The sequence below is a fragment of the Luteolibacter sp. Y139 genome, assembly GCF_038066715.1.
In the GTDB taxonomy this organism is placed as follows: Bacteria; Verrucomicrobiota; Verrucomicrobiia; order Verrucomicrobiales; family Akkermansiaceae; genus Haloferula; species Haloferula soli.
The window spans coordinates 424,606-450,242 of sequence record NZ_JBBUKT010000004.1 but is presented as its reverse complement, the minus strand read 5'-3'; the positions used below and the strand labels follow the sequence as shown (position 1 = coordinate 450,242).

General features: G+C 62.1%; 12 protein-coding genes. 6 read left to right on the top strand and 6 right to left on the bottom strand.

Annotation, left to right across the window (positions count from 1 at the left end):
• The first annotated feature begins 412 nt into the window (after positions 1–412).
• The 5 genes from WKV53_RS12950 (at position 413) to WKV53_RS12930 (ending at position 15,664) form a co-directional block, all read left to right on the top strand.
• Entirely contained in the window at positions 413–3,277 is a 2,865-nt protein-coding gene (locus tag WKV53_RS12950) for an RICIN domain-containing protein (RefSeq protein WP_341405022.1), read from the top strand.
• Positions 3,278–3,282: 5 nt separating this feature from the next.
• On the top strand, positions 3,283–5,886 hold the full coding sequence (locus tag WKV53_RS12945) for a LamG-like jellyroll fold domain-containing protein (RefSeq protein WP_341405021.1): 2,604 nt from the start codon (positions 3,283–3,285) through the stop codon (positions 5,884–5,886).
• 430 nt (positions 5,887–6,316) lie between these two features.
• Positions 6,317–7,030 carry a hypothetical protein gene (locus tag WKV53_RS12940; RefSeq protein WP_341405020.1) on the top strand — a complete coding sequence of 238 codons (714 nt, stop codon included), beginning with the start codon at positions 6,317–6,319 and terminating at the stop codon, positions 7,028–7,030.
• A complete protein-coding gene (locus WKV53_RS12935) occupies positions 7,027–10,923 on the top strand; it encodes an autotransporter-associated beta strand repeat-containing protein (RefSeq protein ID WP_341405019.1) in 3,897 nt (1,298 codons plus the stop codon). Before WKV53_RS12940 ends, WKV53_RS12935 begins: the two co-directional genes overlap by 4 nt.
• Positions 10,924–11,416: 493 nt before the next feature.
• Positions 11,417–15,664: a beta strand repeat-containing protein gene (locus WKV53_RS12930; RefSeq protein WP_341405018.1), complete on the top strand. Its 4,248-nt coding sequence runs from the start codon at positions 11,417–11,419 to the stop codon at positions 15,662–15,664.
• Between the two features lie 971 nt (positions 15,665–16,635).
• Here WKV53_RS12930 and WKV53_RS12925 read toward each other — a convergent pair.
• From WKV53_RS12925 to WKV53_RS12915, 3 genes are all read right to left on the bottom strand, one after another.
• Complete coding sequence (locus WKV53_RS12925; protein WP_341405017.1) at positions 16,636–18,210, bottom strand: glycosyl hydrolase; 1,575 nt, start codon at positions 18,208–18,210, stop codon at positions 16,636–16,638.
• Positions 18,211–18,458: 248 nt separating this feature from the next.
• On the bottom strand, positions 18,459–19,208 hold the full coding sequence (locus WKV53_RS12920; RefSeq protein ID WP_341405016.1) for a primase 1D-like protein: 750 nt from the start codon (positions 19,206–19,208) through the stop codon (positions 18,459–18,461).
• Positions 19,209–19,212: 4 nt separating this feature from the next.
• Positions 19,213–21,186, bottom strand: a complete 1,974-nt coding sequence (locus tag WKV53_RS12915; RefSeq protein WP_341405015.1) for a patatin-like phospholipase family protein — start codon at positions 21,184–21,186, stop codon at positions 19,213–19,215.
• A gap of 435 nt (positions 21,187–21,621) precedes the next feature.
• Here WKV53_RS12915 and ypfJ point away from each other — a divergent pair, with 435 nt between their 5' ends.
• The gene (gene ypfJ / locus WKV53_RS12910) at positions 21,622–22,518 is read left to right on the top strand and encodes a KPN_02809 family neutral zinc metallopeptidase (protein WP_341405014.1); all 897 of its coding nucleotides are present in this window, start codon (positions 21,622–21,624) and stop codon (positions 22,516–22,518) included.
• 385 nt (positions 22,519–22,903) lie between these two features.
• On the opposite strand, the gene WKV53_RS12905 is transcribed toward ypfJ, so the two are convergent.
• The 3 genes from WKV53_RS12905 to WKV53_RS12895 form a co-directional block, all read right to left on the bottom strand.
• Positions 22,904–23,626 carry an EI24 domain-containing protein gene (locus tag WKV53_RS12905; protein WP_341405013.1) on the bottom strand — a complete coding sequence of 241 codons (723 nt, stop codon included), beginning with the start codon at positions 23,624–23,626 and terminating at the stop codon, positions 22,904–22,906.
• Positions 23,627–23,942: 316 nt separating this feature from the next.
• Positions 23,943–25,082: a glycoside hydrolase family 43 protein gene (locus tag WKV53_RS12900; protein WP_341405012.1), complete on the bottom strand. Its 1,140-nt coding sequence runs from the start codon at positions 25,080–25,082 to the stop codon at positions 23,943–23,945.
• 81 nt (positions 25,083–25,163) lie between these two features.
• On the bottom strand, positions 25,164–25,634 hold the full coding sequence (locus WKV53_RS12895; protein WP_341405011.1) for a hypothetical protein: 471 nt from the start codon (positions 25,632–25,634) through the stop codon (positions 25,164–25,166).
• Positions 25,635–25,637 lie beyond the last annotated feature (3 nt).

Sequence of the window (25,637 nt, the reverse complement as noted above, 5' to 3'; positions counted from 1 at the left end):
TCGGGCTTTGCAAGGTACTCCGGTCGCTGCGCCCGGGTCGGGGATTGGGTTTCTCCCTCCGGGCGCAGCACCTCTTTCACCGGGAGCGCGGGATTCATTCCGCCCAATGAGGTTGTCTGACAAACATCAGATCACCCCTGAAGCGGCCTTATCTTTCGCCCTTCCACGCATCTCGTTGTCCTCAAGGGCACTCCGCAATCCCCACAAAAAGTCGGCGGATTTCCGAAATTTCGTAGTTCCCCGCGTCGGGTTTTCAAACCGGTTGGCGCTTCTTCAAACAGAAGGTCCTTAAAACGGTCCCTTCAAACCCAACCCGAACCCAAGAACCCAACCCTGCACTCCCGCGTGGGAGCGCCAACCGGATCGCATTCCCCTCCTTCACGGCGGATGCCTTCACGTCCCCTTGATCCGAATGAAAAAGGAAAAAGCCACTCTTCCGGCAATCATCCTCGCCCTTGGCGTGGTGGTGACGGCGTCCTACTTCGGGATCGCCCACCGCCAGGCACAGGCGTCCCGTGACTCCCTCACCCGCACCGCCGAGGCCACCTCACCCGCCGCCAATCCCGCGCCATCCGGCCCCATCATTTCGCAAGGCGCTCCCGCCAAGCACGTCCCGGACCGCGAACTCTTCGCCAGCACTTGGCAAAGCTCGCCGCGCGAATCCTTCGCTGCCTTTGCCACCTGGACCCGCGACTACCTCGACGCCTCGCCGGACGCACGCACCGCGATGCGCTCGCACGGCATCGAACTCGCCAAAGCCCGCCGCACCGTTATGGCCGGCCTGATCCAGACCGACCCGCGCGAAGCCATCGCCAACACCCTGCCCGTCGTCGTCCGCCAGCAACTCCCGCAGGAAATCCAGGCTCTGTTAGAAGACCGCATCTCCGACCGCGGCGACCTCTTCCGCGTGATGGGCGTCGCCAATCCCGGCGACAACCGCGTCATTCCCACCGTCGACCAAGCCGTCATCGCGGGAAAAACCTGGCAAGCCCATCGCTATGGCGACCGCGAGCTCACGCCCTCGCTGAAGGACATCTCCATCCACGGCATCTCGCTCGATGGCCACCTCGCCATCCTCGATAGCCCCGTCCGCAAGATGGAAACCGGCGAGACCGCTGCCGAAACCACCAGCGAATGCGTCGTCACCGGCGGCACCGTCGTCGCACCCGCCGACCCCGTCACGGAGAAAGCGCCACCCGCCGAGGTCACCACCATGCTCGTCGGCAATCACGGCTACGAGCTCTGCTGCCCCTTCTGCTCGGAAGACTTCGAGACCCGCATGGAGCGCTTCGAGCGCCAGCAGATGTCCGCGCTCCAGTCGGTCAATGCCATCGCAGGAGATGCCAGCCAGCCACGCTCGCTTTCCTCCAGCGGCGTCAATGGCAGCGCCGACTATCCCGGCAAACCGCCCTACGGCCTCACCCATGGCACCAATACCATGATCATGATGCGGGTCGATTTCCCGGACCACACCGGCAACCGCTTCACCGAGGCCGAGCTCAAGGGCAACGTCGATGACTGGGGCGGCGTCGATTGGATGGTGGACCGCTTCTCCTACGGCGTTTCTCAAGTCGCTTCGCCCACCATCACGCCGGTGCTGCGCATGCCGCACGACATGGCCTACTACAACAACGGGCCTTACTGGGGAGACATTCTCAACGACGCCGCCAATGCCGCGATCGCCCAAGGCTTCGATCCCTGGGCCGCATCCTGCCGCGTGATCATCCACGACGTGGTGCTGAAGGACTCCGGTGCCGCCGGCTGGGGCGGTGGCGGCGCCATCTGGTGCAACAACAACGTCGACAAGCGCCTGCTCATTCACGAGTACGGCCACGTCTTCTGGCTCCCTCACGCCAACTCCTGGCAGTCCAGCGATGGCAATCCTCTCTCCGCCGGACGTTGGCATGTCGAATACGGCGATGCCAGTGACCCGATGGGCAATGCCTGGGGAACCAACCCCTTCAACGACTACAACGCCTACTACAAGAACATGCTCGGCTGGCTGCCGGACACCGCGGTAGTGCCCGTCACCCACTCCGGCACCTATCGCGTCAATCAATTCGACGGCTGGGGCGATTGGACCAAGCCCGTGGTCCTCAAGATCACCCGCGACAATGACCTCGACCTCTGGCTCATGTTCCGCGGCGATGGCGTCCCACAGGGCAACTACAATACCGGTGCCTATATCGTTGCCGGCAATGGCGAGCGCTTCGGCGATTCCCACGTCCTCGACTTCAACAACACCAACGACGGCACCGACAACGCCCCTCTCGCCCAAGGCCAGACCTGGACCGATCCCACCACCGGCATCTCCATCACCACCGCCGGCCGCATGATGACCGACTGGCCCCACCACATGTATGTGAAGGTCGATTTCCCGGCGAACTACAACCAAGGCTACCGCGCCCTCGTGAATGGCGGCATCTACGCCCTCCGCAACAAGAGCTTCGATCAGGTCCTCACCTCGCCGAATCTCACCAACGGCGTGGAGCCCACCATCTCCGCCTTCACCGGCGCCACCAATCAGCAATGGATCGCCCAGCGCAACAGCGATGGCACCTATAGCTTCAAGCGCAATGGCTCCACCGACCTCTTCCTCGACATCGCTGGCAACGGCAGCGGCAACTACAACGAGGTCCTCCAGTGGACCTGGAACGGCGGCGATGCCCAGCGCTACGACGTCCTCAACTCTTGGGACGGCTACCTCAAGCTCCGCCACAAGGGCACCAACTCCCTCGTCACCGCCGACACCGCCGGTGGCAACTACGGCGACGTCATCCAGTATGAGGACTTCTCCGGCGATGAGGAAAAGTGGGAGCCCTACCTGTTAGGCATCAACGATGGTAACTACCGCCTCGTTCCCCGCCACGCACCGACCCGCATCATGGGCCTCCGAGGGCGAGCCACCACGGCCGGGACCCGCATCGAGCAACAGTACTGGGCCAACGGCAATTGGCAGCGCTGGACCACCCAGAACCTCGGCAGCGGCCAATTCCGCATCTACCCACAGGGCCAGCCCACCCTCTCGCTTACCATCCAGGGAGCCAGCACCACCGATGGCGCGAAGGCCGTCCTCGAAACCTACACCGGAGCCAGCCACCAGAAGTTCACCTTCACCTCCACCGGCATGGGCTTCGTTCGCGTGAGTCCCGTCCACGCGCCGGCCATGGCACTCGATGTCGACGCCTCCAGCAGCGCGGCCGGAGGAGACATCCAGCAGTTCACCTACTCAGGCGGCAACAATCAGCAATGGCGCTTCATCGACTCCGACCTCTGAAACCCATGAAAACCCTTTCCCTCATCGCCGCTGCTACCCTCGCGACTCTCCTCGCGCCCGCGGCCAACGCCCAACAGGCGATCACCATCGGTCCGAAGCACCGTTATCGCTTCGACAATGCCAGCGGCACCCTCGCCACCGGCACCCAGATCAATGACTCGATCGGCACCGCCCACGCCTTCGTCCGCGGCACCGGTGCCTCGGCCAATGGCACCGGCGTCCGCATCACCGGCGGCTCATCCGCCACCGCCGCCTACATCGACTTGCCGAATGCCACCGTCTCCGGCTCCGCGGAAATGTATCCCGGCTTCAGCGAAGCGACCTACGAAGTCTGGGTCACCGTCAACAGCAACCAGAACTGGTCGCGCATCCTCGACTTCGGAAACAACGCCATCGACGACGTTACCGCTCCCGGCGGCACCTTCAATGGCGCCGACTACCTGATGGTCTCCGCCAATATCGGCACGGCCAACAACATCCGCTTCGAGCGCGGCGGCCAATACCTCACCGGCGGCGCCCAGCAGGACATCACCGGTGCCACCACCCTCGGCACCCGCATGCACCTGGTGGCGACCTACGACACCACCTCGTCCGCATGGAAGCTCTACAAGAACGGCACCCAGATCGCCTCGATCGCCACCTTGCTCGGACCCAGCACCATCGATGACCTGAATGTCTGGCTCGGCCGCTCCAACTGGGCCGGCGACAACAATGCCGATGCCACCTACGATGAGTTCCGTAGTTACGACTACGCACTCAGCGCCCAGCAGGTGCTCGCCAACTACCAGGCCGGCCCCGAGGTCGTCCTGTCCGATTCGACAAATCAAGCGCCTGCCTTCACCTCGAATCCCTTCACCAAGCCAGCCGGCACCCTCGGCGTCGCTTACTCCGGCAGCATCGCCTCCGACGCGACCGACCCGAATGCAGGGGACACGCTCACCTTCAGCAAGACCTCCGGCCCCGCGTGGCTCTCGGTAGCCTCGAACGGCGCCCTCACCGGCACCCCGCCGAATGGCACCAGCGGCACGAATGCCTTCGTCGTTCGCGTCACGGACCAAGCCAACCTGTTTACCGAAGCCACGCTCAATATCACCGTCGGCGGCACCCTCCCCTCCGGCTGGACCGCCGCCGGCATCGGCGGCCCCGGCATCCCCGGAGGTGCTTCCGAAAGCAGCGGCACCTACACCGTCAGCGGCTCCGGCGCCGACATCAGCGGCACGGTCGACTCGTTCCAGTTCGTCTCGAAGACCCTGACCGGGGATGGCGAAATCCGCGCCCGCGTCACTTCGCAATCTAACACCAATGCCTCGGCCAAGGCCGGCGTGATGCTTCGCGATGGCAGCGGCGGCGGCTCGATCAATGCCTTCGTCGCCGTCACGCCCTCGAATGGCTTCACCTTCCAATCCCGCTCCGCCGTCGCAGGTGCCACCACCACCGTCGCCGGACCCGCCACGAATGCCGCACCTAACAACTGGGTCCGCCTCGTCCGCAGTGGCACCTTGCTCACCAGCTACGTCTCCGCCAATGGCACCACCTGGACCCAGGTCGGCACCGCCACCCTCACCATGTCGAGCAGCGTCTCCGCCGGCCTCGCCGTCACCAGCCACAACAACAGCGTGCTCGGCACCGCCACCTTCGACAACGTGGTCGTCACGCCATTCCCATCCCCATGGGTCAGTGCCGACATCGGCACCACCGGCTTGCAAGGCAGCGCCGAATACTACCCCTCCGCCTTCACCGTGAAAGGCGCCGGCACCTTCGGCGGCACCAGCGATGCCTTCCGCTACGTCTATCAGACGCTCACCAACAACGGCACCGTCATCGCCCGCGTCAGCACCTTGCAAAACACCGGTGCCAATGCCCGCGTCGGCATCATGATGCGCGATACCCTAGCCGCAAATTCCGCCATGGCCGCCCTAACAGTTACCGGCACCGGCGACTGGCGCTGGCAGCGCCGCACCCTCGCCGGAGGCTCCGTGTCCACCACCAACAGCAGCACCGGCACCGCGCCGAATATCTGGGTGCGCCTCGCCCGCAGCGGCTCCACCATCACCGCCTCGCGCAGCACCAATGGCACCACCTGGACCACCATCAGCAGCTCCACGGTGGTCATGTCCACCACCTGCTACGTCGGCATCGCCGTCGCCAGCGGCAGCACCACCACGCTGAATACCTCCGTCATCGACAACGTCTCGGTCACTCCGACCTCGCCACTCCTCCAGCCATCCCAGGACCTCGACTCAGATGGCCTCGCCGATTCGTGGGAAAGCCTTTACTACACTCCGGCTCAATACAGCCCCTCCGATGACCCCGATGGTGACGGCCAGACCAACGCCGACGAATACGCCGCCGGCACCAGCCCGATGAGCGGCACCGACGCCACCCGCCTCCGCATCCTCACCGCATCGCCCGCCGTCTTCCAATTCAATGGCAAGGCCGGCCGCTCCTACGCCCTCGAACGCATGGTCACCACCAGCGGCTCCGAATGGACCCAGGTCCAAACCACCGGCACCTTCGCCGTCGATGGCACCCAGCAAATCACCGATCCATCGCCCCCGGCAGGCCGCGGCATCTATCGCCTCCAGATCAATCTCATAGGTTCGCCATAACGAGATCACATACCTCAAGGGCCGGCCGGGATCTCCCCGCCGGCCCTTTTCTTTCCCACGTAGCGACACCTCCTCCCATGTAGCGGCGCGTCTACGACCGTCGCTGACTAGCGGCAACAAGCCGCATCGTGAGACCCTCGCCCAACGTTCGCAAAACGTAGCGGAAGGACTGCGTCCTTCCGGCTTCTCGCGCCCCGCCAAATGTCGCCACTCCGATCCGCCCATCCGCCCATCCCACTGGGACCGCGGGATTCATCCCGCTTGGACAGTAGGCTCACCAATCAGGCGACGCCTTGTTTGCAAACCCCCTTCCCCAAAACCCTTCATCCCCCTGTCGGGTTACGCCGCGAAAATTCGATTCTACTAAAGAGCCTCCGCCTCGCCCACGCGCCAGCTCCCCGCAAGACAAACCCATGTCCTGCCCAAACCCATGTCTTCCACATCCTCATCCGATCGCCGTGCCCTGCCCCTTGCACTCTGCGCGCTCCTGCTCGTCGCGGTAGCAGTCAAAGTCACGAGCCATCACTCGGAAGCACCACCTTCACCCACGACCGCAGCTTCATCGAAGACCCAGGCTCCTTCCACCCAAGCCCCTTCAGCCCCCGAGCAAGTCACCCTCCGCCCGCTCCCCGTCTCCCGCACCACCGCCGCCCACCAGTGGACCGATGCCGACGCCACCCAGCCGCCCGTTATCGAAAAGATCGCCCACAACTCCGACGAGTTCGTCCGCCTCGTCGAAGAGAACGACCGCATCAAGCGCCGCCAGCTCGTCTATCGCTCCCAACCCGCGTGGCAACTCGTCGAGCAATCACGCGCCACCGGTGAGCCCATCCGCACTCTCACGCTCCCATCCCTCGATGGCCAGGAAGTGCAAGTCGAAGTCACCAGCACCGACCTCGATCCCTCCGGCCTGAGCGGCTCCTTCAGCGGCCACGTCGCCGGCCACCAGAAGTCTCTCGCCACCCTCGCCTTCATCCGCGGCCGCGAAGCCTTCACCGTCGTCTCGCCGGACGATGGCCTCTACCTGCAAGGCCACCCGCGCGAACCCGGCGAGCTCCTCGTCGCCAGCTTCGACCCGGACAAATACCTCAACGTCCCCGGAGCCGAATCCATCAAGGACCTGCCGACCATCCCTTCCAAATGAAGCCCTCCTTCCTTCTCCTCGCTTCTCTAACAGGCTCCCTCTTGGCCGGCCATGTCGAGGCTGCCGCCGAAGCGGACCTCTTAGTCGCCTATGATCAAAGCCACTCCTCATCCGTCGGCGGCCAGGACAATGCAAACGTGCTCGCCTTGAACGCCGTCGCTGGCAGCAACGCGGTCAATGAACGCAGCGGCACCGGCGCACGCGTGCGAGTGGTCGGCTACTACCAAGCCGCCCAAGCCAGCTACCAGCGCACCTCGAAGGGTGGCTTCGTCAGCTGGATGTCGACCTACGACTCCCGCCTCTCCGATGTTGTTGACGCCGGCAATGCCCGCGGTGCCGACTTGGTCACCTTCCTCTGCGTCTCCACCGCCGACGGAGCTGCCGCCGTCGCCGAGCAGCCGGGTCGCTATTCATGCTTCGATCCCGGACAATTCTGGGCCGCCGTCGTCGCCCACGAACTCGCCGGCCACAACTACGGCTGCGACCACCGCGGCGGCCGTGCCGTCCCCGGATCGAAGACCGTGATGATGCACAACTACTGCGATGGCGGTGGTGCCACGCCACCCTACTTCTATTCGAACCCTAACATCTGGCTGAACAGCAACCGGCTCGTCGGCGATACCAGCTGCCTCGGTGCCACCGTGAATGGCGGCGACAATGCCTACCTCATCAGCACCACCTGCCAAGGCGTGGCGGATCGCAATGCTCGCGTGATCACCTCGCCGAATCTCGGCAGCGTCACCCGCCGCTGGTCCTTCAATCAAGCCGCAGCAAACGCACCCACCGGCACCACCGTCACTGACTCCGTCTCCGGCACCGCGCTCGCCACCGTGCAAGGCAGCGGCGCCACCTTCACCGGCACCGGACTGAAGATTCCCGGCGGTGCCTCCGGCAGCGGCGCAGCTTACCTGCAACTTCCCGCCGGCGTCCTCTCGACCTACACCAATGCCACCATCGAAATCTGGGCCAAGACGATCTCGGTTCAGAACTGGGCACGCCTTCTCGACTTCAACAACGGCACCGCGAACTACCTCACGCTGACCGCCGCTCGCGGCACCAATGGCAGCGCCCAGCGCTTCGAATCCATCGTCGGCGGAACCGCCGTCACCCTCGATAGCGACCTGCCCACCGCAAACAACGCCCTCCATCACTACGCCATCGTCTACGCCAGCACCGGTGCGGGCACCGGCCGTTGGACCTGGTATCGCGATGGCGATGAAGTCGCCTACCTCGATGTCGCCTACGCCCTCACTTCATTCCCCGACGTGAACAATTGGCTCGGCCGCTCCGCCTATGGCGCCGACTCGCTCGCCAACTGCGAATACTCCGAAGTCCGCATCAGCAATGTCGCCATGACCCGCGACCAAGTCGCTGCCAACGCTCGCCTCGGCCCGAACCGCACCATCACCAGCGCCAACCTCACCGGCGACGATGCAATCGGCCAATCCTCCTTCAATGCCATCGGCCTCTGGAGCGATGGCGCCGCACCCAGCGCCGGAAAAAGCTACGAAACCTTCGGCTTCCGCCTCCGCACTCCCGCCGATGGAACCTCGCGCACCTTCGCCGGCCAATCGCTCAAGCTCACCGGCGGCGGCCTCACCTGGAAGGGCACCGGCAATAGCACCATCACCGCAAACGCCCTCACTCTCGCCGGCACCGATGGCGAAGTCCTCAATGCCGGCTCCGGCACCTTCACCCTCGCCGGCAATCTAACAGCCCAAGCGGATGAGACCACCGTCCGCGCCGCCAACGGCCCCATCAATCTCACCACGAATCTCAGCGGCAACGGCTCACTGCTCCTGCTCAACAACACCGTCACCCTCAGCGGCACCAATACCAGCTACACCGGCAAGCTCACCGTCGGCGACGGCCGTTTCAGCGGCCTCTCCATCGACTCCGAAGCCCGCCTCGGCCCCAACCCCGCCACCTTCACCGCCGACCAACTCACGCTCAACCGCGGCGTTCTCTTCACCTCCGGCAACATCACGATCGACGATACCAACCGCGGCATCCGCATCGGCGCCAGCGCCGGCCTCTTCAATGTCGCCCCCAACACGACTCTGACGATCGCCTCGCCCCTCACCGGCACCACCTCCGGCGACACCCTTCTCACCGCGCCCATCTATCCGAATCCGGTCTCCAGCATGCTCATCAAGGAGAACACCGGCACCCTCGTCTTCACCCATCCGAACAACTGCCACGTCGGCGAGATCATCATCAATGGCGGCACCCTCCGCCTCGATGGCGCAGGCCGCTTCAACAATGGCGACACCCCCATGCCCGTCGTCATCAATGGCACGCTCAATCTCAACACCACTGGCAACCAGGCCTTCGGTGGCGTCATCTCCGGCGCGGGCACCTTCCTGAAGAACAACACCGGCACCACCACCCTCTTCGCCGCCAACACCTTCTCCGGCCCCGTCACCATCAATGCCGGCACCCTCTTCGCCAACGCCGCCAACGCCGCCACCAATCGCGCGTTGAGCTACGCCGGCGCCATCACCGTCAATAGCGGTGCCACCCTCCGCTCCAGCTCGAATGCCCTCTTCGGCTGGGACGGCACCCAGGCCAAGCCCGTCACGGTCAATGCCGGTGCCACCATGACCACGAACGCCGCCAACGATGACGTGAACGTCGGCACCATCACCCTCAACGGCGGCACCCTCGCCTCCGGCGGAGCTAGCCCCGCCTGGGGCTCATGGAACTTCAAGCGCGTCACCGGCGGCAAGATCGTCGCCACCGACAACTCCCTCGTCACCGCCATCAACATCGGCCTCGGCACCAACAACACCGTCGAAGTCGCCGCCAACAAAACCCTCACCGTCAGCGGCACCATCACCGACCTCACCAGCGAAGGCGTCTCCGCCCTGGTGAAGAGCAATGGCACCGGCACCCTCGTCCTCAGCAATGCCAACACCTACACCGGCGTCACCACCATCAATGCCGGCACGCTGAACCTCACCGGCTCCCTCGCCGCTGGCAGCGCTGTCACCGTCGCCAACTCCGCCACCCTCACCGGCACCGGCACCGTCAATGGCTCGCTCTCCTTCGCCACCGGCGCCATCCACGCACCCGGCAATCCCACTGGCACCCAAACCGTTGTCGGTACCCTCGCCTACGCGAATGGCGCACGCGTCCGCTGGTCCTTGCCCTCTAACAGCGACACCACCGGCATCGCCAACCGCACAGCCGCCAGCACCGTCAATGTTACCGCCGGAGCCGTCATTGACCTCGTCCTCAATGGCGCAGGCAGCACCGTGAACTTCACCGACACCTTCTGGACCCAGCAGCGCATCTGGAACGTGATGAGCGCGTCTAACAAAACCGGCGACTTCACCCTCGGCACCGTCACCACCGATGCCGGCTCACGCCCCGCCGGCGACTACGGCACCTTCTCCCTCCAACAAAGCGCCACCTCGGTTTCTATCGTCTTCACGCCCACTCCCCCCGTCGTCACCTCCCCCACCGATCTCTGGCGTCAGGCAAACTTCGGCGCCCAGTGGACCAATCCAGCCATCTCCGGCGATGACATCGACGGCGACAAGGACGGCCTGAACAACCTCCTCGAATACGCACTCGGCTCCGATCCGAACAACGCTGACGCCTCCATCGCGCCGCAAGCTTCCCAAGTCGGCAACAAGCTCCGCATCGCCTTCCACCGAAATACCGAAGCCTCGGACATCACCATCACCGTCGTCGCCGCGGATCAGCTCGCCGGCCCATGGACCGCCATCGCCACCAGCACCAATGGAGCCGCCTTCGTCCCCGTCGCAGGAGCCACCGTTCAGGAGCAGGGCAATCCGCCGCTAAAATCCGTGCAAGCCGAGGACATCTACCTCATCCCCGACCCAGCACATCCGAAGCGCTTCCTCCAGTTGGAAGTCCACCGCTAACCGCCCGCCCAATGACCGCGACGCAGCCGCCCTTGGACTGCTGCGGTCATCCGCAGCTTTCCGAATGCACGGCAAGGCACTCTGTTAGATCCGGATGAACGGCCCTCGCAAGCCGTGGCATCACCCTTCCTGGAACATCTCATTTTAAACGGAACCCGAAATCTGTTAGAATGAAGGTCTCTTCCTGCATTCAGATTTCGGACCTTTCGCGATTCGATCAAACGACCACCACATTTCAAATGATCTAACCGCGTCCTCCTTTCTTCACACGGAAAGAGCGCTTTCCCGCATCTCATCGCGCTTAAAACAAAGCCGCTGGAACCCTTGATTTCCCTCGGTTTTGACCGGGCAAACACGTTCCAAAGCCAACTTCGAATGTGACGGGATTTTCTCGTTTTTCGATGTCGGGTTCGCAGAGGCGTTCCCGCTCCTTCCTCTACTGGAGACCTCCGGCACGACCCGCCGGCTCCAGCAGTTGAAGCCCAATTAAACGATGAAGAACGCAACGACCCGCACGTCCGACCTCCGCATCTCCTACGCCACCTACCTCCGCCTCAGCCTCGGGCTGTCCATGGTAGGACTCGCTACCCAACAAGCTCATGCCGACGCCACCTGGGTCGGCGACTCCGGCCAGAATTGGAACACCGCCGCCAGCTGGAGCAGCGATCCCGCAAACCCGACCGGTAACTATTTCATCAATACCGTCACCGCCGGAGTCTTCCCCATCATCAGCGCGAACTCAGCGTTCACGCCCGTCGACCTCTTCATCGGCAATGGCGCAGGTGCAAGCGGCCGTCTCGACCACACCGCAGGCACCGCCGCCTCGGGCAATGGCAACTGGACCTTCGTCGGTTCCAATGGTGGCACCAGCGGCACCTTCAATATTGCCAATACCGCGGCCACCGGCGGCACCCTCACCGGATTCGGCCAGGGCTCCGGCAGCTTCACCACCGGCCGCCTCAATGTCGGCGGCGCCGAGTTCAATGGCAACGGCACTGGCACGCTCAACATCAACACCACCGGCACCATCACCGCGACCGCCGGCTCCGGGACTTGCTTCCAGGTCGGTGTAGGCACCACCAGCGTCGGCACCGTCAATATGGACAGCGGCACCATCAATGCCACCGGCGGTGAAGTCTGGGTCGGTGGCGCAGGCACCGGCACCTTCAATCAATCCGGCGGCACCCTCTCGTCTAACAGCTACCTCGTCATCGGTCGCGGTGACACCAGCGCGAACCCCGCCAGCGGCACCTACAATCTCAGTGGCGGCACCGTGAATGCCGCCACCACCGGCGGCGTCGCCGTCATCGCGTCGTCGCGCAATGCCACCGCCACGCTCGCCGTCAGCGGCACCGGCACCTTCAATTCCACTGCCGGCATCTACGTCGGCGAAGGCTGGCAAGGCACCGGCACTGCCAATGGCACCCTCAATGTCTCCGGCGGCGGCCTCGTCAATACTGCCACCAATACCGCCAACGGCATCAACATCGCCGTCCAGGCCAACTCCACCGGCACCGTCAATCTCAACGGCGGCACCATCCAGACCGCCATCGTCAAGAAGGGCGCCGGCAACGCCACCTTCAACTTCAACGGCGGCACCCTCAAACCCACCGCCGCCAGCACCACCTTCATGACCGGCCTCTCCCAGGCCTTCGTCAATGCAGGCGGTGCCATAATCGATTCTAACAGCTTCGACATCACCATCGGCCAGGACCTGCTCGATGGCTCCGGCGGCCTCACCAAGAACGGTGCCGGCACGCTCACCCTCACCGGTGCCAATAACTTCACCGGTGCCACCACCGTGAACACCGGCACGCTCACGTTCGCCGCCAAGCAATCCTCCATCGGTTCGCTCTCCGTTGCGAATGGCGCAGGCCTCCGCGTCCAGGCCTTCGACACCTTCACCACGCCGGTCCTCCCGACCGCCCTCACCCTGGCAAACGGCAGCGCGCTCACCTTCGATTTCAATTCGCTCAACTACAGCGCCTCCACGCCACTCGCCACCACCGGCGTCCTGAATGCCAGCGGCACCGTCGCCGTGAGCCTCCTCAATGCCGGCAATCTTCCTTCCGGCACCCACAAGCTCATCGGCTACAGCAGCTTCACCGGCGGCGGCACCTTCAGCGGCGCGCCCTTCACCCTCGGCACCCGCAGCTCCGGCACCCTCACCAATGCCAGCGGCGCCCTCAGCCTCACCGTCACCGCCAACTCCCCGAAGTGGAGCGGCCTCGACAATGGCAACTGGGTCGTCGGTTCCACCGGCTCTAACAAAAACTGGAAGCTCATCACCGGCGGCGCCGCCACCGATTACATCGATGGCGATGTCGTGCTGTTCGATGACTCCGTCACCACCGGCACCACCAACGTCAATATCTCCGCAGCCAACGTCAGCCCGGCGACCACCACCTTCAATAACGACACCAAGAACTACATCCTTGGCTCGACTGGCGCCTTCGGCATCGCAGGCACCGGCCCGTTCACCAAGAGCGGCGCAGGCGCACTCGTCATCACCAGTGCCAATACCTACACCGGCCTCACCAGCATCGCCAGCGGCTCCACCCTCACCCTCGGCAATGGCACCACCGGCAATGACGGCACCATCGCCAATACCAGCGGCGTCGCCAACGAAGGCACCCTCGCCTTCAATCGCTTCGGCTCCACCACCGCGAACTATCTGATCAGCGGCAACGGCTCCGTCACCAAGACCGGCCCCGGCACCCAGATCCTCACCGCGGCGAATACCTACTTCGGTGGCACCACCGTCAATGCCGGCACCCTCCAGATCAATACCACCGCGGGCGATGCCGCCAATGGCACCTTCAACCTCGGCGGCGGCTCCTTCCTGGTGAACCTCGGCACCGGCACCAACTTCGGCTACGCCCCGCAGATCAATCTCAACGCCGCGTCCACCTTCGGCAATGCCTCCGCTGGCTCGAACACCACCCTCGAAGGCCAGATCAACTTCTCCGGCACCGTCAACGGCAACAGCAACGCGCTGAACATCGCCAACACCGGCCTCGCCCGCCTCTACATGAATGGCACGCTGACCGATGTCAGCCAGATCAACGTGCTCTCCGGAGCCATGGGCTTCGACCTGAATGCCGCCCAGAGCCGCGGCACCTCCCCCGTCGATATCGCCAGCGGCGCATCGCTCTGGCTCGCCGGCAACAACGTCACGCCCGTCGTCAATAACCTCACCTTCCACGGTGGCAGCGGCATCGGCACCAAGGGCGCACTCTACTACGAAGGCGGCACGCCAAACCCCGCCGCCCTCACCGGCACCGTCCAGCTCGCCAGCGGCACCACCGCCACCGGCGCAGCCTTCGCGGCCGATACCATCACCATCGATGGCGTCGTCAGCGGCACCGGCGGCTTGAATGTCACCAGCGGCGGCCTCTCGCTCGGCGGAGCCAATGGCTACTTGGGCGGCACCACCGTCACCCTCGGCCGCGCCATCGCGAAGACCAGCACCGCCTTCGGCACCGGTGCTGTCGCCACCTCCGCCGCCACCGGCGTGCAGGTCCAGCTCGGCGCAGGCGTGAATGTCGCCAATGCCCTCACCCTCGGCGGTGCCAGCTTCACCGGCCAGGGCACCCTCTACGTGCCTACCGGAGACGCCACCTCCTCCGGCGCGATCAGCATCACTGGCGACACCACCACCGGCGGCCACTTCGCCACCGGCGGCGGCACTCTCACAGTGAGCGGCGCTGTCACCTCGTCCGTTCCGGTGAAAGTCCGCAATGGCATCGTCGCCTTCACGAATGCCGCCAGCAGCTACACCGGCATGATCGTCCAGCAGGGCACCGCCAAGCTCGGCGTGAACAATGCCATCCCCACCGCTTCCACCGTCGACCTCGGCGTCAGCGGCGCGGCCATCCTTGACCTCGGCGGCTTTAATCAATCCCTCGCCGGACTCACCAAGAACACCAACGCCGCCACCGTCACGAACAGCGGTGCCAGCGACTCCACGCTGACCACCACCGGCACCACGACCTTCAATGGCGTCATCCAGAACGGAGCCACCCACAAGACGGCCCTCACCGTCGGCGGCGGCACCCTCACCCTCGGCGGTGCCAATACCTTCACCGGCAATGTCACGGTCAATACCGGCCTCACCCTCGCCGATAACGCCCAGCTCCGCTTCACCCCGGGACCGAATAACCTCGTCAACTCCATCGGCGGCAATGGCACCCTCACGCTCGATGGTGACTTCGTCATCGACCTCGCCGGTGCCAGCGTCGCCAACGGCAATACCTGGACCCTCGTCAATGTCGGCTCCCTCACCGAAACCTTCAGCGCCACCTTCAGCGTCGTCGACTTCACCGAGAACGCCAACGTCTGGACCAAGGTCGACGGTGCCAATACCTGGACCTTCAGCGAAGCCACCGGTGTCCTCAGCCTCAGCGTCGGTGCCAGCGGCTACGGCAGCTGGGCCACCGCCAATGCGGGCGGCCAGACCGAAGACCAGGACTACGATGGCGATGGCGTGAAGAATGGCGTCGAGTTCTTCTTCGGAGCCACCGGATCCACCTTCACGGCAAATCCGCAGCTCGTCTCCGGCACCATCACCTGGCCAAAGAGCGCCAGCTTCACCGGCACCTACAAGGTCTCAACCTCCACCGACCTCGCCACCTGGGCCGACGTCACCATCAATGCCGTCGATAACGGCACCAGCGTCTCCTACACCCCAGTCGGCGGCCAACAGAAGCGCTTCGTCCGCCTCGAAGTCACCCCGAACTGATCCCGCTCCCGGATCGCCGCGCCCGGTGGCTTGTACCAGCCGCCCACCGGTCGCAGCCACTCCCGTTTCCTCCCCAAATCCGCTCTCCCCCGACCCGGGGCGAGCGGATTTTTGCGTTTCCCGGTCGGGTTTTGACCGCCGATCTCGATTCTTCCCAAGAAGACCTCCCGCTCCCACCAGGCGGAAATCGCCACCCCACACCACGCACGGAAACCTTCTTCCGTCCCCGTGGTTTCATCCTCCACTGCCCTCCGTCGCCCCCGCGAAGGGAAATCTGCCTGCCTCCTCCATGAAGATTTCCTGTCCCCAATGCGACCATGCCCTCGAAGCATGCCGCAGCCTCGCCGGCTACTCGATCCGCTGCCCCAATTGCCAGCACCCCGTCGCCGTCCCTCGCGAAAACAAGACGCCCTCCCCGACGGCTCCCGGCCAAACTGAGGCAAATCCGCCCTCCCCGCTCGTCCAGCCCCGGAGCGCTCAAGGTCGGTAACGAGCCGCGGGGACTCCCCCACAGCCCAGCAGTAGGCTTTTCCCCAAGCTGTAGGCTTCCCCCCACAGCCCGAATCCGAGGGCACGTGGCCCCTCCTCCAATCGGACACGCAGGCAAAGACGTGCCCTTCTCCCAAGGACGTGCCCTTCCTCCCCTCTACGTTCCTCCACCCTCCCAGCGCCAAAGGCGCGCTCCATACCAGCCTAGGCCGCAAGGCCTAGGAACAGCCGCCCCGTCCCATCGAGGGCCAAAGGCCCGACCCATCCGGAGCAATCCCCCACAGCCCGGATTCAAGGACACATAGTCCCGCCTCCAGCCGGACACGCCAGCAAAGACGACTCTTCCACTGATCACCGATCACTGAATCACCCGGCACAATGCCTTTCCTCTTCCTGAAAACTGAACGCAGCAGTCGCGATAGCGACGATCATTCCTCCGCGAAGCGGCATGACGCGTGGACCGGAGGTCAACACTAGCAAACTCACTTCCCCGCCTTCTCCTGCCCATACGCAACCGGCGACACCTCATCCCGATACACCTCCCCCGCCGCCGTCAGCGACCCATCCTTCCGCTTGATCTCCCGCACCTCCTCCACCCAATTGTAAAACGCGTACCTCTCCACAAACGGCGCCTTGTCCAGCATCTCCACCATCTCCCTCACCGCATCCCGCTGCTGCTTGTCATTCGGATCCGGCTCCTTCGTCCAGTTCGCGCCGTTGTTCCACTCCGTCACCCAGATCGGCCGCTTCGTCCGCTCATGGATCCCCTTCAGGTAATCATGGAACTGTTGCGCCGCCCCCTTCGCATCCCCCGGATTCGCAAACGCCCGGTAATAATGCACCGCCACGAAGTCCACCCGCAGCCCCGCCGCATCCGCCTTCTCCATGAATTGATACAGCCACCCCAATCCCCCATCCGATGTCGCCGGCGACCCCAGCCTCAATCCGGTCTTCTCCAACTCCGGCCAACCCTGGATCGCCTCATCCACCGTCATCTTCGCCTGGTCCGCCTTGTCCGGCTCATTGAAGCCTAACAAGTGCAGCGAACCCCGCACCTTCCAATCCTGGTTCAGCCCCGGCCAAAACCGCTTCTGCTTGATCGGCACATACTCCATGTCCGCCGATGAATTCGTCGAAATGTTCCAGTCATAGAACCACCCCAGGTTCAGCCCCTGGTGAATCCCACCCGCGATCCCCTTCTTGCTCGTCCACCGCCACGGGAAAATCCGCACGAACCCCAGCCCCTTGTCCAAACCCGCCGGCAGCGACTCGATCTCCAGGTCATGATCCTGCGCCACATAGTTCCGGCTCACCCCCGTCCCATCCTTCTTCTCCGCGATCGTCAGCATATACCCACGCTTCAGCCGGATCGATCCCACCGTCATCCCCTCCACCGCACCCTCCTGCTCATAGCACCGCATCGGCATCGAGGCCCCCGCACAACCCTTCTGCAGGAACACCGTCATCGCCGGAAAATCCGCCCCATGCGGAATCACCACCGCACCCAGCCCCCCATACTGCGCCACCCGCACATTCTTACCCACCTCTGCCGGCGACCCATACACCCGGATCTTCTCTAACAAATCCGAAGTCACCTTCGACGCCGCCACCTGGTCGAACACCAACCAGGCATCCGGCGACGTGAAATTGAACCCACCCGCCAGCGAACTCACCGCCTCCGTCACGTGCAGCTCCGATCCTCCCCCCAGCTCCACCACCTTCTCCCCCGCCTTCGCCAAAGTCCCGGATTTATAGCCACCCTTCGTCGTCAACGACGTCTGCTTCGGAAACGAAAACGGCCGCCCATTCCCCGCCTCCATCTCGAACACATGCACCTGATCCTCCGGACTGAACTTCTCGATCAGGAAGTCCTTCCGCACCCCACCCGTCCCCTCCAAGGTCACCGCCCCCTTGTTCATCCCCACATACTCCGCCTCAAACGGCGCCCCACTCCCCACCAAAGCCCAAGGCCTCACCGCCGCCTCCGCGCCAACCGAGACGAACAGTGAAAGCGACAACACCACCAAACCGGAACTCCCCGCAAGAAGCCGGCGCATTTGAAAACGGGAACGAATGGGTTTCATGAAATCCGAATGGGAGGAACGGAGCGGCAGACATCATGCCCACACCGCCCCGGCTGCGAAACCATGAAGAGCGTCAAAAGTTTCCACTCCCCCCCTTTCGTGGGGGGATTCCGCACCTGCCGATGAAATAACGGAATTCCCCCGCGAAACCCGACAGATACCCGCTAATTCCCCTGCTCAACGGGCCTCTGCTTCATCCGCAAATACTGCGAAGAATGGACCTAGTCTTCTCGATGACTGTCGACCACGAACCTCAGCCGCGGAAGACGAGGTTTGTTAACCGAACTGCTCAAACGTAGAGCGCACGCCCCTTCAAGCAGCTGGTGTGTAACATATCGTGCATCCACAATGGGAGAATACAGAAGCGATCGAGTTAGGAGCCCTCGAAGCTCGGCCTCGCCCAAAAGCTCAAGACCGATAGAATGGTATGACTCACCCGATGACATCACTATCACCGGACTCCGGTAGATTTCGATGCAGACATCTGACACGAGCCGATCGTTCCTAACCGACTCTGGGCAATGAAAATCCAAGAACGGCAAATGCTTCAAAGCTCCACCACACACTTCAATCCCGGAAGAAATGGAGAGATTACAACCATCAGGTGGATTGTTCGAGAACTCGACAAGACGTCCTCCTAGGGCCTCTTGGCGTGAAATCCGGCATATTGAACTACGGTGAGATTGGTGGAACCTTGCCTCGCCCAATAACCGACTGAAGTCGAGAGACTCATCAAAACAGGAGAGGAGCAGTGCCTCCCAAAACGGCATGCCTGTTTTTTTTCGAAGAGACAAAGCCTTGCCCAACACGGCCTTCTCTTTCGGATCAAATTCTAGACGATCTTGCAAGAGGGGCGGATGCCGATATGCAAATGCGTGGATTGCGGAAACCTCAGGATTTTGAACCACCAACCGCTCGAAGATCTCCGCCGTCGTCAATCCATCCTCCAGAGCCGAAAGCTTAAGCTTCATCAGATCAAATAGTTGGAAGAGGTCGGACTGCGCGCTCAATATCGCGGAAGCGAGTATGATCGAATGCCACCATCCGTTCCTCAGGCGGACGCTTAACAGCAGTGATCGTCACTCTTTTAAGAGGTATAGGAGCAGCAGGAAGTTCAACGCCAACACCCCTAACAACTACTGCCCTCACCTTGGAAATTCCATTGTTAAGACAATATAGAAATCTCGTGTTTCCCTCAAGGGCAACAAAGTCCAACCCTGCAGGTTCCACAACTGGCGGCGTCACAATCGAATACGTACCGTCTCGAAGAGAAATTTGAGCAGGCTCAAAAAGCTCAAGCCCGGCTTCGGAGTAGCTTTCCACCAAGGATCCAATTTGCTTGTAACGAAACGCCCTTACAAATCTCGAAATGAGATGAATTCTTGAGATTTCAATTTCCTCAATTGAAAGCCTTACCTCCGGATCCCTGTAAAACGGAACGTTAGTTTTGAGAAGCTCCAATAAAGTCGACTCATCCGAGGAACTCATTTTCGGTTGGAAATTCATTCCGTCAAAGGCGCTATTCAGACTGAATTTATCTCCAAGAGCGGAGACGGCGGTCTGATCGATACGCCCGCTGTAGTATCGAGCAAGCGGCTCGTAGTCCGACTTCTCTCCGCGGAAAATCAGTGCAGCTGAATCAACCGCTGTAGCATCATCAAACAAGAAGCCTTCAAATGCCAAAGAAGGGACCACTTTGAGTTCTACACCCATCCCGTCCAAGAACCCTCTCCGCTGCTTTTCTTTAGGGCCTTCCGACGAACATCCTCCCAACGGCGTAGTAAACACAGTCACCTGAATCCCGGTTTTTTTCCAGTTCAGCACCGTCGGAAATAGCTCCCAGAACCATTTGGTATCCCTCATCGCAATCCTCACACTCTGACGTACTGAGTTCAATCGTTCTGCGACGGCGAGGAATGCCTCATGCTCGTCATAAATGATAGAAACACCTGATCCCGCACCCTGGGAATTGAGCAGCTCTTCCGTTATGAATTTGTGCGCGGTTCTTTGACCGCTTTCTATCAAAGAATTCACTTTCCCGGCATCCATGCTATCAAAATCCGTGGCCTGAATAGCCCCAGTTGGTATCACAATTTTAGCGATGTTCGGAGTAAACGAAAGCTGCACATCCATTCCTCCATCGACAGCCAATGAAGCCACCTGAGATGCTAGTTCCTTCGCATCGCATGCTCGATTTTGCTCCTCTGTCGATTCGAGCATAAAAAGCAAAACACGCTTCGACTGTCGGCCTCTTTTAGCTGCGCCATTAAAGAGAAAGTGCGGTATATTGCTAACAACTCCACCGTCGACTAGCAAGGTTGCCCCCTCTTCAACCGGCTGAAAAAAACCAGGAATGGAGCACGAAGCTCGTACTGCATGGGCGACACTCTGGTTTGGCGAAGCATGGTTACTCCAAACCCTTGGCTTCATTGTGCTGAGATCTCCTGCAACCACATGAAGTGGCATCAGCAAATCGCTGAAAAGCACAGGTCCACTCGCTTTGCCGATGAGATCCCTCAGACATTCCTCCACCCATTCGCCTATTTTTTCCGAACTGTTGAGTCCTCCCATCCTAGCGAATTTGACCGCGGCTCTTCCCATTTCACCCTTGAAAGGAACCCATTGGGCAAGCCACACACGCTTTCGGACCTTAGTGAAGGTTGATTTTTTTGGGCTCTTGATCAGAGTGGTGAAATCGAGTTCTCGGAGTTTTCCGAGCAAATATTGTGGCTCGGCTCCCGCCGCAATAAGGGCTGCAACTATTGATCCAGCAGATGTTCCTGCGACTTCGGAAAAGCGCACTCCTAACTTGAAAGCTTCATCATAGGCTCCGCCCAAGGCTGCCGCCCGACATCCTCCACCTTGGAAAACCCCGATACAGTCCGAATAGAACCGCGTTTTATAGATCGTGTTAGATTCGTTCATCGGATCATTTGGCAAAAAATGCATCAGGAGGATATAGTGCCAGCGAGCGAAGATTGGGGCTCCAGCTATGGTAATTAGCAATCGCAGAAAAGGAGAATTCTCCCGTAAAAAGCCGTGGGAAGCATATCGCTTCAAAACACCCGATCTGGATGCGCTTGATTGCCTTCTGCATCCACACCGGCAGAAGCCTGAACGGCGCCAACGCTTTTGCCAGCACGGCTCCCCAATTGACCCTTCGGAGAATTCCTCTCGGACTCAATTAGATCGAAAAACCCCGCGCACAAGCCTCCCTCAAGAGAGCAGATCCTCGCGCACTTGTTTTTTCCTAGAAAAAGGCCTGAATGGCATTAGTCCCTACCAAGAGATCTCCGCGAAAATCTTCAGATACCAAGATATCGACCTAGCGACCGTGCCGGGTCCAGTATCGGACCGTTAGCCGCAAACAAACCACCTACGACCATGGAATGGAAAGGAAACCGGGAGAGTGACAACGTGGACGACGCACGGGGCAGGACCTCCGGGGGCGGCGGCGGCATCGGCGGAAGCGGCGCCGCAATCAGCCTGCTCTCGTTCATCGGCCGGACCTTCGGCATCAAGGGCATCATCGCGGGGATCGTCGTGGCCTTCATCCTGGTCCAGTGCCACATCATCGATCTGAGCACCCTGCTCGGCGGCGGATCCATCGGCCCGGCACAGACGACCCAGGTGAGCAAGGAGGATGAGGAGCGCTTCCACTTCGTCAAGGTGGTGCTCGCGAGCACCGAAGACGTCTGGACCAAGGAGTTCGCAAGGATCGGCAAGAAATACGAGCAACCGAAGCTGCAGGTTTACCGCGGGCGCACCCAAACCGCCTGCGGCACCGGCGAGGCGGCAATGGGCCCCTTCTATTGCCCCGGTGACCGCGACGTCTACATCGACCTGAGCTTCTACGATGAACTGGAGCAGACCTTCCACTCACCCGGAGACTTCGCCCAGGCCTACGTCGTCGCCCACGAGGTGGGTCATCACGTCCAGAACCTCCTCGGCATCTCCGACAAGGTCGCCGCGATGCGCGGCCGTCCCGATTACAACGAATACTCCGTTCGCCTCGAACTCCAGGCTGACTACCTCGCCGGCGTCTGGGCGAATCACTCGCAGCAAACCCTCAAGCTCGATCGCAGCGACATCGAGGAAGCCATGCGCGCCGCCAACGCCATCGGCGACGACGCCATCCAGAAAAAGATGCAAGGCCGCGTCGTCCCCCACTCCTTCACCCACGGCACCTCCGAGCAACGCACCCGCTGGTTCCAGAAAGGACTCCTCAGCGGCAAGATCGAAGACGGCGACACCTTCTCCATGCCCTATAAGGATCTGTAAGCCTCGCCGTCCCGTGCCGAGACCGGCCGGTCAAAGCAAGGCGCCGATTACCAGGCATCTTCCGTGGGAGTGCAATCGTTCACGCCAAGCGGCAAAAGAATCCAACCGCGAAATCACGCGAAACAGCGCGAAATCTGTTAGAATAGACTCTTCTTCCTGCCTTTAGATTTCGCGCATTTTCGCGTTCTTTCGCGGTTAAATGAGATGCCGGAAGTGATCAAAGAGCTGGCTTTCATTCGCGCCTATTGGCGTCCATTCGCGGTTAAAAACCCATCCAGCCAGATCCTTCTTCATCCGCGCCATCCGTGAAATCCGCGGTCAAATCCTCCACCAGCCCCGTGCCTTTCCACTGATCACCGATCACTGATCACTCGGCACTTCCGCCTCACCCCTCCGGCAACCTCGCCTCGCCCGTCTCCACATCGTGCGCCTCCAAATATAGCAACGTCCCCGCCACGATAAACACCGGCAGGAACACCACATTCAAAAACGGCACCAGCGCCGCCGCAGCCACCACCGCCCCCAAGCCAATCATCCCCTTCGGATGACTCCGCGCCAGCGCGATCCGATCGGATAGCCGCCGCGCACTCCTCCCCGCCGGAATCGTGAAGAACGAGAAGCCCATCACAAAGGCACTCCACACGAAAACAAACACCGGCCCCACCACCGGCACGAAGCCGACCACCAACACCGGCAGCGTCAGCCCCAGCAGGATCACCGACTGCACCGCACTCAGCGCCGTTCCCTTCAAGAAGCCGCGAAACCCCGCCGGCTCCGGCGCATACTTCCCCCGGTCCCTCTCCACCGCAGCGGAAATGTAATCCTGAAACGGATTCGACAGCAGCAGGAACACCCACGCAAACGTCCACCCCAACAGGAACAGCAGCGCCAAGCCCGCGAACGCCTCCAGCCCCGTGATCAGCCAGCCGCTATAGTCCCCCTTCGGCATCCACCCCACGATCAGCTCCCTCACCGCGCCAAAGGCAAACCAGAACGCCAGCGCATCCAGCACCAGCGTGATCACCAACGGCGGCACCAGCCACAACAAGATCCCCGGCCGCCGCCGCAAAATCCCCAGCGCCGCCGGCACTGAACGAACACCGTGCACGAAAGAAAGCGGAGAAGGTCGCGGAGGCCCAGACATGAGCGATGAGGGAGGGGAAGCCATCGATCTCCCATCCTCCAACCACCCGCCGGACGATTGAAGTATAAAAACGCCCGCCTTCTCAAACGGCGGAGCCGTCCCTTCATCTTCGTAGGCGCATTGGTTACAATGCGGAAGCACCGAACTGCCTGCTCACAGGACCGCTCCGCGCGCCACCAACTCACCCCTCAATCGCATCCGCGCCATCCGCGAAATCCGCGGTTAAAAATCTCCTCTCCGCGTTCCTCCGCGACCTCTGTGCCTCCGCGGTTAAATCCTCTCACACGTCCCACTCACCCTCCACCTCCCAAGCACCTCTCCACTCCACCACCGGCAGCCCATGTCGGAACACCACCGGCAACCACACATACCTCCCATCGATCGCATTCCCCGGCCGCCACCGATCCGCCATATAAACAAACGCATCCCGCTTCCCCACCACCGGCAGGACAAACGTCGGCTGCGACTCAAAGCTATTCGCGATCTGCGCCCCGCTGCCCAGACACGGATTGCCATGCTCCTCCCACGGCCCCCACATCGACGCCGCCGAACTCAGCCGCGCCGTATTCGGCGCCCAACCCGTGCAATCCGACGTGAACAGCCAATACCTCCCGCCCCACTTCATCACCGCCGGAGCCTCATGAAACCTCCCCGGAAAGATCCGCACATAGCGCCCCGCCGGCTTCGTGAAAGTCTCATCCAGCAGCGACACATGCAGCGTCCCGTTGTTCTCCGAAGCATAGACCTGATACGCACACCCATCGTCATCCACGAACAAGGTCATATCCCGCGCCATCTGCCCGCCCTCAAAGTCGCGCCGAAACACCACCTCCCGCGGATACCACGGAAACGGAGCCCCACCCAAACCCAGCGCCGCCAGCTCCTGCTCCTCACGCTCTGTTAGAGTCCGCTTCCACTCCTCCGCCACATTCTCCGGCCACACCCCCGCATTCGGCCGCAAGCTATGCAGAAACCGATACGGCCCCGCCACCGCATCCGCGACCGCCACCCCGCTCCGCGCCCCACCATACCCGCCACCCTTCGGCTCCAGGTGAAACCACATCACGAACTTCCCCGTCCGCGCGTTAAAAATCACCTTCGGCCGCTCCAGGATACACCCGCTCGGAATCTCACTCCCCGGCGCATCATCCACCGCCAGCGCGATCCCCTCATCCCGCCAATCCGTTAGATTCTCCGACGCATAAACATGTACCCCCACATGCGCCCGATTCCCCTCCTCGCCTCCGATCTTGTGCTCCCCGAACCACCAATACGTCCCCTCATGAAACAACACCCCACCCCCATGCGCATTGATCGGCACGCCATTCCCATCATTCCAAAGTTCACCAGGCCGGATCATCGTCAAAGAGATCCATGCATCCTCCCCGGCGCACCACGCGATGCCAAAGCCGCTTTCCATGGAGAGCATCCATGGCAGGAACCTTCAAAGGCAGGGACCTTTCTCCGAAAGGTCCGGCTGGGGACGGCCTCGAGTTGAACCTCACGACCCACCACCACCCGAATTATTATTCGAAGCCGCCCGCCGCCACAGCAGCGCCGTCAGCCAGAACCCAAACGCCACCAACCGAAAATCCCCCACCTCTCCTTGGATGGACGCCCGCCGCGTGAACACATGCGCCGGCCGGATCGCCACGTTCACCCGCTCACCCTCCAGCAACATCGATCGCCCGAAAGCCGACTCCGCCCTCAGCACCGCCTGCCCTCCACGACCATCGATCTCAAAGGTCCTCCGGAACGCCGATACCTTCTGCGCGACAAACAGCGTCCCCGCATTTCCCTCAAGTCGCCAGCGCCCGCTCCAAAGCCCCTCCTTCACCACATTGAAGGACTCGCCATCCACCCACAGGCTCCCCTGCTCACCCATCCACCGCAGCTCCGTCTGGGCCCCGTGACCGGCGCAGCTCAATTCGTAGTTCCAAGAGCAGATCCCACGCGGAAGACATTCAATCACGGC